The 11,311-nt window shown below is 65.3% G+C and carries 10 protein-coding genes; 6 read left to right on the top strand and 4 right to left on the bottom strand.

What is annotated here, in order from left to right; translation table 11 throughout:
- The first annotated feature begins 45 nt into the window (after window positions 1-45).
- A complete protein-coding gene (locus ABIE08_RS05155) occupies window positions 46-1,503 on the top strand; it encodes a lipopolysaccharide biosynthesis protein (protein WP_354549237.1) in 1,458 nt (485 codons plus the stop codon).
- 201 nt (window positions 1,504-1,704) lie between these two features.
- On the opposite strand, the gene ABIE08_RS05150 is transcribed toward ABIE08_RS05155, so the two are convergent.
- Both ABIE08_RS05150 and gmd read right to left on the bottom strand, forming a co-directional pair.
- Complete coding sequence (locus ABIE08_RS05150; protein WP_436409502.1) at window positions 1,705-2,685, bottom strand: GDP-L-fucose synthase family protein; 981 nt, start codon at window positions 2,683-2,685, stop codon at window positions 1,705-1,707.
- Window positions 2,660-3,733, bottom strand: coding sequence for a GDP-mannose 4,6-dehydratase (gmd, locus tag ABIE08_RS05145; RefSeq protein ID WP_354549234.1), 1,074 nt, complete (start codon window positions 3,731-3,733; stop codon window positions 2,660-2,662). The genes ABIE08_RS05150 and gmd overlap by 26 nt, the downstream gene beginning before the upstream one ends.
- Before the next feature lie 252 nt (window positions 3,734-3,985).
- Here gmd and ABIE08_RS05140 point away from each other — a divergent pair, with 252 nt between their 5' ends.
- Window positions 3,986-5,275, top strand: a complete 1,290-nt coding sequence (locus ABIE08_RS05140; protein ID WP_354549232.1) for a glycosyltransferase family 4 protein — start codon at window positions 3,986-3,988, stop codon at window positions 5,273-5,275.
- Here ABIE08_RS05140 and ABIE08_RS05135 read toward each other — a convergent pair.
- Window positions 5,239-6,348, bottom strand: coding sequence for an MraY family glycosyltransferase (locus ABIE08_RS05135; RefSeq protein WP_354549230.1), 1,110 nt, complete (start codon window positions 6,346-6,348; stop codon window positions 5,239-5,241). The two genes, ABIE08_RS05140 and ABIE08_RS05135, sit on opposite strands and share 37 nt — an antisense overlap.
- A 302-nt stretch (window positions 6,349-6,650) precedes the next feature.
- On the opposite strand from ABIE08_RS05135, the gene ABIE08_RS05130 reads away from it, so the two are divergent.
- Complete coding sequence (locus ABIE08_RS05130) at window positions 6,651-6,857, top strand: tautomerase family protein (RefSeq protein WP_354549229.1); 207 nt, start codon at window positions 6,651-6,653, stop codon at window positions 6,855-6,857.
- A 77-nt stretch (window positions 6,858-6,934) separates the two neighbouring features.
- On the opposite strand, the gene ABIE08_RS05125 is transcribed toward ABIE08_RS05130, so the two are convergent.
- The gene (locus ABIE08_RS05125) at window positions 6,935-7,138 is read right to left on the bottom strand and encodes a hypothetical protein (RefSeq protein WP_354549227.1); all 204 of its coding nucleotides are present in this window, start codon (window positions 7,136-7,138) and stop codon (window positions 6,935-6,937) included.
- Between the two features lie 394 nt (window positions 7,139-7,532).
- On the opposite strand from ABIE08_RS05125, the gene ABIE08_RS05120 reads away from it, so the two are divergent.
- The 3 genes from ABIE08_RS05120 (at window position 7,533) to ABIE08_RS05110 (ending at window position 11,205) form a co-directional block, all read left to right on the top strand.
- Window positions 7,533-8,474, top strand: coding sequence for a glycosyltransferase family 2 protein (locus ABIE08_RS05120; RefSeq protein ID WP_354549225.1), 942 nt, complete (start codon window positions 7,533-7,535; stop codon window positions 8,472-8,474).
- A 116-nt stretch (window positions 8,475-8,590) separates the two neighbouring features.
- Window positions 8,591-9,634 (top strand): glycosyltransferase family 4 protein, encoded by a 1,044-nt coding sequence (locus ABIE08_RS05115; protein ID WP_354549224.1) that lies wholly within the window; start codon window positions 8,591-8,593, stop codon window positions 9,632-9,634.
- Window positions 9,631-11,205: a glycosyltransferase gene (locus ABIE08_RS05110; RefSeq protein WP_354549222.1), complete on the top strand. Its 1,575-nt coding sequence runs from the start codon at window positions 9,631-9,633 to the stop codon at window positions 11,203-11,205. The genes ABIE08_RS05115 and ABIE08_RS05110 overlap by 4 nt, the downstream gene beginning before the upstream one ends.
- Window positions 11,206-11,311 lie beyond the last annotated feature (106 nt).

Raw genomic sequence — 11,311 nt, 5'->3', positions numbered from 1 at the left:
ATAGGCTGGGAGTGGAGCGGGGCGCGCACCGGGAGACGCACGGGCATGCAGGATCTGCGGCAGAAGACCATCCGCAGCGGTCTGGCCAAGCTCATGGGGCAGGGCATCGGCGCGTTGATGCGCCTTGCCTTCATGGTGGTGCTGGCGCGCCTGCTCGATCCGCGCGAATTCGGGCTCGTCGCCATGGCCACGGCGATCACGGGACTGCTCGCCATGTTTGCGTCGGCGGGCCTGTCTTCGGCGGCGGTGCAGGCGCGGTCTATCAGCGGGCAGCAGATCTCGACTCTGTTCTGGGTCAACATGCTGATCGGCGTCGTGTTCGCCATTTTATGCTGCGCGCTCGCGCCGGTGCTCGTCCGCTTCTATGACGAGCCGAGGTTGTATTGGCTCACCATCTTGCTGGCGCCTGGCTTTCTGCTCAGCGCTGCCAGCGTCCAGCATCTGGCGATCCTGCAGCGCGATATGCGCTATGCGACGTTGACCGTGGTCGAGTCCGCCGGGCAATTGCTTGGACTGGTCGCCGGGGTAACGCTGGCGCTGGCCGGCTACCGCTATTGGGCGCTGGTCGGCGCCACGTTTGCAAGCCAGCTCGGAGTCACGTCAGGGCTTTGGGCGACCGCGCGCTGGCTGCCGGGGCGACCTGGGCGCATCGGCAGCATCGTGCCGCTGCTGCGCGTGGGCGGGACGATCACGCTCCAAACGCTCGTCACCTATGTCGGCTACAATCTGGAAAAGATCCTGCTCGGCCGCTTCTGGGGGGCGGAGGCGCTCGGCAATTACGGACGCGCCTACCAGCTGATCTCCGTGCCGATCGACAATCTGAACAGTGCGTTTGGCGGGGTAGCCTTCTCGGCGCTCGCGAGACTGCAGGACGACCCCGTCCGGCTGCGGCACTATTTCATCCATGGCTATTCGCTCGTCATCTCTATGACGGTGCCATTGACGCTGTTTCTCGGTTTCTTCGCCGACCAGATCTTCCTGGTTCTGTTCGGACCGAAATGGCTGGAGGCCGCCGCGATCTTCCGCCTGATGACGCCGACCGTCCTGATCTTCAGCCTTATCAATCCGTTCGGCTGGCTGTTGTTCGCCACGGGCCGACAGAGGCGCAGCCTGCACACGGCGCTGGTGATCGCGCCGTTGGTGATCCTCGCCTGCGTCCTCGGCCTGCCCTATGGCCCCCGGGGCGTGGCGGCCGCCTATTCCATTGCCATGGCGCTGTGGTTCGTGCCGCATATGGTCTGGTGCGTGCAGGGGACACCGGTCAGCGTGCGCGACCTGCTGCCTTCGATCGGCCGGCCAGTACTGGCCAGCCTCGTCGCCGGCACGCTGGGGATCATCGTTGACCGCTACACGATGGCCGACAAGTCGCCGCTGGTCGAGCTGGTGTTTGGCGGCGGCTTCATGCTCGCCATCTACGGTGTGATGATCCTCCTGGTGCTCGGGCAGGGAGGTTTTTACCGCGACCTGTTTCGCGATTTGCGCAAGGTGTCCGTGCCCTCGTGATCCGAGCTCCACTCGTCGATCCCGGGGCGTCGGCCGACGGCTCGCCGAAGAGGCGATGCGTACCGGAGGCGTCTGACCTTGCTGTTGGACACATGGAAAACCACTTGGTGCCCGATCTGGCAACCCGAGGTGGTGAGAGAGAGTGCCAGCTTGCTGCGAGTGCGAGGCGGGCTTGGACAATCCAGATGGCGAAAGATCGCTCTAGAGGGCCCGCATTGCGGCGGAGCCGTCGAGCCAGGCGCGGTAGCTGGATTCGATGCCCTCCAACAGTCCGATGGATGGGCGCCACCCGAGCGAGGCGAGCCGGCTGCTGTCCATCAGCTTGCGAGGCGCGCCATCCGGCTTGTCGAGATCGGTCAGGATCTTGCCGGAGTAGCCGGTGATGTCGGCGATTAGAGCCGCCAGGTCATAGATCGAGATTTCCTGGCCCGAGCCTACATTGATCAGTTCCGGCGCCTCATATCGCCGGAGCAACAGGACGCAGGCGTCCGCGAGATCGTCGACATGCAGAAACTCGCGCATCGGCAGCCCCGTGCCCCAGATGGTCACGCTGGGCGATCCGTCCAGCTTGGCCAGATGGAACCGGCGGATCAGCGCAGCCAAGACATGCGAGCTGTCCGGGTCGTAATTGTCGTTGGGGCCATAGAGATTGGGCGGCACGGCCGTGATGAACCGGCACCCATACTCGCGGTGATAGCTCTCTGCGAGTTTGAGCCCGGCAATCTTGGCGACGGCATAGGGCTCGTTGGTCGGCTCGAGCGGCCCGGAGAGCAGCGCCGTTTCGCGCATGGGCTGGATCGCCTCGCGCGGATACATGCAGCTGGAGCCGAGATAGAGCAGCTTTTCGACGCCTGCCCGTCGCGCGCCCTCGATGATGTGGGTGGCGATGGCGAGGTTGTCATAGATGAACGGCGCCGGATGGGTCGCATTGGCGACGATGCCGCCGACCCGCGCCGCGGCAATGACGATCGCATCGGGTGCGTTGGCGTCGATCCAGGCCTCGGTCGCGGATTGGCGACGGAGATCGAGCTCGGCACTGGTGACGGTCAGGATCTCGCAGGGTTCGCGCCGCAACCGGCGAACGAGCGCCGAACCGACCATGCCGCGATGGCCCGCCACCCAGATCCGCTTGCCGGCGAGCTCGAAAGGGTCTGCTTCATGCGTATCGGTCATTGCGGCCAACCTCGCGCAGAACAGCCTGCAGGTCCGATTGTACCATGTCGGCGATCAGGTCCTGGAACGACGCCGTATGGGTCCACCCCAATTGCTGCCGCGCCTTGGCGGGGTCGCCAAGGAGCAGGTCGACCTCGGTCGGACGGAAATAACGTGGATCGATCTCGATCAGCGTCGCGCCATTGCTGGCGTCGCGGCCTTTCTCCGCCACACCTTCGCCGCTCCAATCGATGGAACGGCCGATCTCTCCGAAGGCGCGCTCGACGAATTCGCGCACGGTGTGCGTTTCGCCCGTCGCTAGGACAAAATCGTCAGCCTTTGGCTGCTGCACGATGCGCCACATGCCATCGACATAGTCGCGGGCATGACCCCAGTCGCGCCGGGCATCCAGATTGCCGAGATGGATGGTCTTCTGGAGGCCATGCGCTATGGCGGCGACGCCGCGCGTGATCTTGCGGGTTACGAAGGTTTCGCCGCGCAGCGGGCTCTCGTGATTGAACAGGATGCCGTTCGACGCGTGAATACCATAAGCCTCGCGGTAGTTCACCGTAATCCAGTAGGCGTAAAGCTTGGCCGCCGCGTAGGGACTGCGCGGTGCGAAGGGAGTCGTCTCGTGCTGCGGCGCTGTCTGGCTGCCGCCGAACAGTTCTGACGTGGACGCTTGGTAGAAACGGCAGTGCCCGGCGATGCCCGCGATCCGCATAGCTTCGAGAAGGCGAAGCGTGCCGAGCGCATCGGCATTGGCGGTATATTCCGGGGTCTCGAACGAGACCTGGACGTGGCTCTGCGCGCCGAGATTATAGATCTCGTCTGGCTCCACCTCATGAATGATCCGGCAGAGGTTCGTCGCGTCGGTCAATTCGCCGAAATGCAGATGAAGCCGGACGGGCTCCGGGCCATGCGGGTCCTGGTAGAGATGATCGATCCGCTGGGTGTTGAAGGACGAGGATCGGCGCTTGATGCCATGCACCTCGTAACCCTTTTCGAGAAGCAGTTCGGCCAGATAGGCCCCGTCCTGGCCGGTCACCCCGACGATCAGAGCTTTCTTCGCGCCCATGTTCTTGCCCCGTCCGTTTCATGACGGAACTATACGAGACACGAAAACTGTCGCCGCCTAGCCATGGGGACAGGACATAGGCTCGATCCCTGGCCAATCGAGGCGGAGCGGCCGATGCGCATAGGCGGCGCTACGCCATACGGATAGGGAGGCTCGCCCGGACGAACTCGCACTCGACGCCTTCTCGCGCCTTGCCGTGCGGCCGGCCGCGAGGAACGTTATCGGACCCTGGCTCTGGAGGTATTGGGTCCGATGCGCATCGTGCTGGTCAACCGCTATTTCCACCCCGACGAATCGGCAACCAGCCGGATGGTTTCCAGCCTGGCCCTCGGTCTGGCCTCAGCCGGCGTTGCGGTCGAGATCCTGACCAGCCGACATCGCCACGATGATCCCGATGCCGCCCTGCCGGGCACCGAGACGATCGGGGGCGTCAAGGTGAACCGGATCGGCACATCGCGCTTTGGCCGTGCGCGGCTAACCGGGCGGGCAGCGGACTATGCGAGCTTTCACGCCAGCGCCGCGCTCTGGTGCCTCAAGCACGTCCGACGTGGCGAGATCGTCATCGCCTGCACCGATCCGCCCTTGCTTTCCGTGTCCGTCGCCGCGGCGACGGCGTTGCGACGCGGTCGGCTGGTGAACTGGCTGCACGATGTGTTTCCGGAGGTCGCGATCGAGCTCGGGCTGGTCGCGCGGCAGGGGCGGCTCGCCCGTCTGAGCCTGGCCGGGCGGGACTGGTCCCTCCATCGCGCCATCCGCAACGTTGTGCCGACGGCGGCGATGGCGCGAGTCCTGAACGGGCGCGGGATTGCCGAGGACGCCGTGGCGCTCATTCCCTACTGGTCGGAAGAAGACGAGATCCGGCCGATCGCGCCGGTCGACAATCGCCTGCGCCACGAATGGGGCTTTGGCGATGAGGCCGCTTTTGTCGTTGGCTATTCCGGCAATTTCGGCCGCGCCCATGAGTTCGACACCGTGCTGGATGCGGCCGAACATCTGCGGGACGATCCGCATATCCGTTTCCTGCTCGTCGGCGGCGGTCATGGTCGCCTGGGGATCGAGCAGGAAATTGCGCGGCGCGGGCTCGCCAATGTCCAACTGCAGCCCTTGCAGCCGCGCGAGCGGCTGGCGGAGAGCCTTTCGGTTGCCGATGTTCATCTGGTCTCACTGCGGCCATCGCTCGAGCCCTACGTCGTGCCGAGCAAGCTCTACGGCATCATGGCCGTCGCGCGGCCCGTGCTCTTCGTCGGGGCTGGGGACGGGGAGGTCGCGACCGTGCTGCGGTCGCATGGCATCGGCCATAGCGTCGCGATCGGCGAGGGCAGGACCTTGGCGTCACGGATCGTCGACATGCAGCGGGACCGCCCTGCGCGCGAGGCAATGGGGCGTCGTGCGCGGGAAGCCTTTGAGAGGGATCATCTGCGGTCGCGGGCCGTGTCGGCTTGGCTTTCCCTGTTGCAGGCGATCGCGGCCGAGGAAACCAAGGCCAGCGTAGAGGCTCGCCTCCGCTATTCCGCGGGCTCGGACGACAGGACCAGCGCCTGAGCCGTCTCCCGGCGCCGGTGCGCGCAGTTCCAGACCAGCGCGCAGTGCGCCAACGCGGGAAGGGCCAGGCCGGCGGCCATCAAGGCCGGGGGCACCCGAAGCATCAATCCCGCAACGCCGACCATCGCGAGAAGAGCGGCGGTCCCGGCTAGAACCATGGTGGTTTGGGCCGGTGACAGGCCGGAATCGAGCAGCAGGTGATGCAGATGCTCGCGGTCGGCGGCCATCGGGCTTCGACCGGCAAGCGGCCGGCGGATCATGAGGCTGGCGGTATCGATCACCGGGATGGCGACCAGCCAGAGCAGGGAGGGGATCCTCTCAAACCCGCCCTCCGTCATCGGGGAATGCGACGCGAGCTCGACAATGAGAGCGGCAATGGCACATCCCAGCATCATGCTGCCGGCGTCCCCCATGAAGGCGAGCGCCCGCCGCAGGCCGGGCCGGCGCAGGTTGAAGACCAGGAACCCCAGCACCACGGCAAGAAGGAGCAGGCTGTCATCGACAAGGCTCGCATGCCCCGCCAGCCTTCCCGCGACCGCCAGCCCGATCAGCGTGACCGCAGCCAGCGCGCCCGCGAGACCATCCAGCCCGTCGATCATGTTGTAGGCATTGATCAGACCGACGATGAACAGCAGCGTGATGGCGGTTGCAATCCAGTCGCGGCCCGGCATGGCGGCGGGAAGGTGGAGGAGGCCATTGCCATAGGTATCTCCCCCAGCGCCGAGAAGAAGGCTGACCGCGATGACCTGAAGCGATAGCTTCGTCACCGCCCCCATCCCCCAGCGGTCGTCGACGAACCCGATGGCGACCAGCATTCCAAGCGTGCCGGCCAGCGGAAGCATGCTGTGTCCCAGGCTGCCGCCGGGCGGCTGCAGTCCTTGGCGGATGGCCAGGGCGGCGAGCAGGGCGCCAAACATGGCTAGGCCGCCGCAGACGGGTACGTGGCCGTGATGAACCTTTCGCGCGGTGGGCGCGTCGAGCAGCCCCAGGCGTGGCGCGATCGAGCGCAACGTAGCGACCAGGGCGACGCAACACAGAAATGCGGACGCGAGCGGAATGCCGCCGATCGACATGAGCCGGCTCCTTCATCGGGCTGCTGCGCGGAATGAGGCAGGCCGGGAGAAGAAGTCGGAGGACGATCCCTCCACGGCAGGAGCACGATAGGCGCGTGACAATCGACGGCCGATTCAGCCCTCCTGTCGAGAGCTGCAACCATGGGATGTACTCGCGGGGATCGTCTACGCCCTTCGCATAGGGTTGCTGCAAGGAAGGGCTGGCGAAGATCGGGCAGGGATTGCAGATTGGCGTCACGCGGACGGGGCGCGATCAAGGATGCCTTGCCGCCTGGGCAATATTGCCGTCATGGGAGAGAAGCATGCCGTTCGTCAACATCCGCCTCGTCAAGGAAGTCATCGCCAGCGACCCCGAGGGCAAGAAGGCCGCGATCGCAGCCAAGGTGACCGAAGCGATCCGGGAAGCTACCGGCCTGAGCGACAACGACGTCTGGGTCGTGTTCGAGGAGGTGCATGCGCGGGACTGGTATATCGGCCCGACCGATGTCGCGACGCTGCGGAAACTCTGACTTAAAACGAGACGTTGCGACGGGGGCGGCGCATATATAGCCGCATAAGGGCGCGCATCCTGCCCTCCTGCAAAGGCTTACGGTTCGACCTTCGAGCCGTCGGCGTTGCGCGTCCCCTCAGCCTTCTCGCGCGCGATGCGCTCGCGTCGCTCGGCCCGACGGGCGGCGATTTCTTCCGGCGTGCTGATCTTCAGTGGCGGCAGTTCCGCCGCCGCCTCAGCTATGGCCGGATCGATGCCTTCGGCGAGGAGAGCAGCCTTGAATTCGTCGGCGCGTGGCAAGGCAGGCTCCTCATGCTGCGCGTCGGGTCCGTCAACGCGACGACTTGACGGCGTCATTCCGGCGGTGCGCACTCCGGCAGACGGAGCCGTCATCCGCATCGCACGTTTAGGCGCGCCCCAAAATAGGGTCAAGGGCAGGTCAACCGATAGCCTTGGACGAAAGCTCGATCGCGTCGGTCGCTGCCAGCCAGAGGCACGACGTCCATCGACAGCTCCAGCGGACCGGAAGGCGCTACCCTGCCGAGTTGCCTTGCTCCAGGGCAACGTTGGGTGGGGCAGCACGACGAAAAAGTGACCGAATACTTGCCGGAGGGGCAGCTGCCTTGTTTCCCTAGCGGGATCGACTTGGTATGAGGCGCAGTCCGTTTGAGTTTTGGTGCACTGCAAGAATCGTATGTTGGTCAATCCCTTATCGGCATTTACGCATGGTTGCGTGAGTGTCGTCATACCCGCTCATAATGCAGCGAAGACCATCCGGAGAACCCTCGCTTCCCTCGTCAGCGAACGGTCGGCCATTCTCGAGTGCATCGTCGTTAATGACGGATCGGTCGATGAAACGGTGTCCGTGGTCCAGGCCTGTGCCGTCGAGCTCGATCTCCCCATCGTCGTGCGCTCCATTCGTTGCCTCGATGCCGGGGCTGCCCGCAACCACGGCCTTTCGCAGGCTTCGGGGAAGTGGGTGTATTTCCTGGACGCGGACGACGTCCATGAGGCGGGCGGGCTGCGCGCCATGGTGGAGGCGGGCGAGGGGCCCTCAGCGCCAGAACTCGTGCTCGGTTCCTATTTCATCCAGCGGGAGGGCCGCGCACGAGACCGCTTCGTCCACCGGGACGAAAAGCTCTCGCCGGAGCAGTATCTGGCGGATCGAGCCGTCGTCATTGTCATGGGCTGCAGCCTTATCCGGCGAGACGCGCTGGAGAATTTGCGCTTTCCGGACTCGCTTGCCTATGACGAAGACACGCTGTTTTGGGCGGCGCTCCTGGCGAGTTGCCGAACCGCCATCATTGACGTTGCGGTAATGACCTATAACGTGAGCCTGCAACGGTCCGATGATCGGCTCGTGCATGAATCGCGCAGCAGCTTCGGCCGATGGCGCGAGAGTCTGCTGGCTCTTGAGAGTCGCGGGATTTCTCGTACGGCCTTGCGGCAGCGAGAGGCCTTCATGGCGATCCGGGTGGCGCGGATTCACATGCGGCGTGGCGAACTGGTTGAGGCGGGGCACTTTTTGACCGTTGCACGAAAAGCCCCGAAGACGCGGGCCGATGCCTATCGCTGGCTGCGGTTTCGGCTGAAGCTCGCGCTGCGCCGTCGCTTTGGCAGCAACGTCCCAAGATGATGCAGTGCCTGTTCCTCACGGCTCATCCGGCCTTCCCTGCGGTGACGGGCGCTGATCTGCGCAACTGGCAGAATGCCTCCGCGGCAGCCCAGCTTGGCGAAGTGCGACTCGTCTCCGTGATCGCCGGCAGCGAGGGCGTTACCGACGTTGCGAGGGTTACGACGAGCCATCTCGGCAGCGATGCGGAGGCGTTGTATCGCCTGCCGCCGGGAAGCGCGTCCATCGATCTCGCCATCGATCCCCGCAGGATCGAGGCTCTGGAGCGTGTCGTCCAAGAGTTCCGGCCGGACCTGATCGTGGTAGAGCATCTGGGCCTGCATCCGTTCCTGCCGATGCTGCGGCAATGCGGGGCGCGGCTGGTTCTCGACCTGCACAATGTCGAATCCGATCTCGCCGGCCAGATCCGCCAGAAGCGCGATTGGTTCGGCGCGAAGCGCCGGCGCGAACAGCGGATGATCGCCGCGCTTGAGGCGCAGGTCGTGGCCAGCGTCGACGCCGTGTGGGTCTGCTCCGGGGAGGACGCGGCGCGCCTCGGGAAACGGGGCCTCGGTCCGGTCTCCATCGTTCCGAACGGGCTGCCGCGCGCCGGCGCCGCGCCGCGACGATTGCCGTCCGAGCCGGATGCCGCTGGGCCGGAACTCCTCTTCATCGGTCATCTCGGCTATACGCCGAACGTCGTGGCCTGCCGCTCCCTCGCCCGCCGGATCTTGCCGAGAGTGCTGCGCAGCCTGGCCCAGGCGCACGTCACGCTGGCTGGACGAAACCCGGCTCGCAAGGTCCGGCGTCTGGCATCGGGCAGTGTCCAGATCGTTGCCAATCCCGACGATCTGGCCCCGTTGCTGCGCGGCGCGCATATGACGGTCGTGCCGTTGCGCAGTGGCGGCGGCACCCGTTTCAAGATCATCGAGGCAATGGCGTGGGGCGTTCCGGTTGTCGCGACCCCCTTGGCGGCCGAGGGCCTCGGCCTCCGCCACGGCCATGACATTCTGCTTGCCGAGAGCGACAGCGGACTGGCCGATCTCATCACCGCCCTCTGGCAGGATCCGGCTCGCCGCTCGGCCCTTCGCACCCAGGCCCACGCCACCGCATGGGACCGCTTCGGACCGGAGCGGATCGACCAGGCCGTCCTAGCCGCCATCGAAGCCGTGCCCACGCGATGATACCCAGGATCATTCACCAGACCTGGCGCGACCGGGACATCCCGCCATCCCTGCAAGCCTATGTCGCCAGTTGGCCGCGATTGCATCCGGGCTGGGAGATCAGGCTTTGGACGGATGAGGACCTGGCCGCGCTGGTGCGGCAGGAATATCCGCATCTGGCCGAGCAGTACTTCGGCTATTCACGAGCTATCCAGCGCGCCGATCTCGGCCGCTATTTGGTCCTGCGCAGTCATGGCGGCGTCTATGCCGATCTCGATGCGGAGGCGCTGCGATCCTTCGACGTCCTGCTGCAGCAGGACCGGCCGCTCTTCGCCGAGGAGCCCCGCAGCCATCTGGCAGAAAAGCCGGCGGTCGTGCGGGGGCTGACGACGCGGATCGTTTCGAACGCCGTCATGGTTTCGCCCGCCCGACACCCTTTCTGGGATGTCGTGGTCGATCTGGCGGTTCATTGCCGGCACGCGCTCGATCCGCTCGACGCGACCGGACCGTTCCTGCTGACAGGGGCGGTCGACGCGGCCAGCGTGCGCATCCGGCCCGATGTCATACCGGGCTATATGTTCTCGCCGCATGACAAATATGGCCGGCTCTGCGCCGATCGGAACGATGCGGTTCCCGCGCTGGCGCAGCATCACTGGTGTCACACCTGGATCCCCGACGAAAAGCCGCTGTCGCGAAGCGTCCGGATCAAGACGGCGCTGCGCAAGGCGCGCCTGCGATGGCGGGAGCGCCGCGCACAAAGCCCCGCCTTGCGCGAGGATGCCGTCGATCGCGTCACTCTGGCCCGGAATGCGCCTGCCAATGGCTCCGTCCTGATCGCCATCCCCGTGCGGAACGCCGCGCAGACGCTCGATGCGCTGTTCGCGCGGATCCTTGCGCTGGATTTTCCGCCGGAACGCCTCTCCATCGCTCTTTTGGTCGGCAATTCGACCGATGATAGCCTCGCCCGGATCAAGGCCTTTCTGGAGGAGAACAGCCACGGCCGTTTTCGCCGTGCCACGCTGCTGGAGCAGGATTTCGCCATTCGCGGGCAGGGCCCCCGCTGGAGCGTCGCGCTTCAGCGAGAGCGGCGCAGCCGTATCGCCAGGGCACGGAACCTGCTGCTGCGGGATGGGCTGCAGGCGGAAGACTGGGTGCTGTGGATCGACGCGGATATCATCGATTTCCCCACGGATACGCTGAAGCGACTGCTGGCCGAACGGGCCCGCGTCGTGCATCCGGATTCCGTGCGGAAGGCGGGTGGCCCGAGCTTCGATCAGAATGCGTGGATCTCGGTCGGCGAGCCGGAAGACCACCAGTGGATCAAGCATGTCCATGATGGCCTCTACCAACCGCCCGCGCATCATCTGCGGCTCTACATGCACGACCTTCGCTATCTGCGTCGTGTACCCCTGGAGTCAGTCGGCGGAACGATGCTTCTGGTTGATGCCAACGTCCATCGCGCCGGCATCGTCTTTCCCGAAACTCCCTATCGCCGTCTGATCGAAACGGAAGCCTTCGCCGCGCTTGCCCGCCGCCTCGGCGTCGACCTGGTCGGCCTGCCGCAGTTGCAGACCCTTCACGCCGATTTCTGAGTTATCAGAACGCGTTATTCGGTCGATCTCACGTTATGACAACGCGTCAGGCGGGAGTTTGGGTGAATGTCATCATCCAGGATTGTGACAATCCGCCTACGGTTGC

The sequence above is a fragment of the Kaistia defluvii genome, assembly GCF_040548815.1.
Taxonomy (GTDB): Bacteria; Pseudomonadota; Alphaproteobacteria; order Rhizobiales; family Kaistiaceae; genus Kaistia; species Kaistia defluvii_A.
The sequence above is the reverse complement of the archived record's forward strand: the minus strand, read 5'-3'. Positions and strand labels throughout refer to the sequence as shown.

Bases quoted from the DNA above. Each gene is read 5' to 3' on its own strand.
- ABIE08_RS05155 (WP_354549237.1), top strand. From the start codon at position 46: ATGCAGGATCTGCGGCAGAAGACCATCCGCAGCGGTCTGGCCAAGCTC.
- gmd (WP_354549234.1), bottom strand. From the start codon at position 3,733: ATGGGCGCGAAGAAAGCTCTGATCGTCGGGGTGACCGGCCAGGACGGG.
- ABIE08_RS05140 (WP_354549232.1), top strand. From the start codon at position 3,986: ATGCGCATCGTGCTGGTCAACCGCTATTTCCACCCCGACGAATCGGCA.
- ABIE08_RS05135 (WP_354549230.1), bottom strand. From the start codon at position 6,348: ATGTCGATCGGCGGCATTCCGCTCGCGTCCGCATTTCTGTGTTGCGTC.
- ABIE08_RS05130 (WP_354549229.1), top strand. From the start codon at position 6,651: ATGCCGTTCGTCAACATCCGCCTCGTCAAGGAAGTCATCGCCAGCGAC.
- ABIE08_RS05120 (WP_354549225.1), top strand. From the start codon at position 7,533: ATGTTGGTCAATCCCTTATCGGCATTTACGCATGGTTGCGTGAGTGTC.
- ABIE08_RS05110 (WP_354549222.1), top strand. From the start codon at position 9,631: ATGATACCCAGGATCATTCACCAGACCTGGCGCGACCGGGACATCCCG.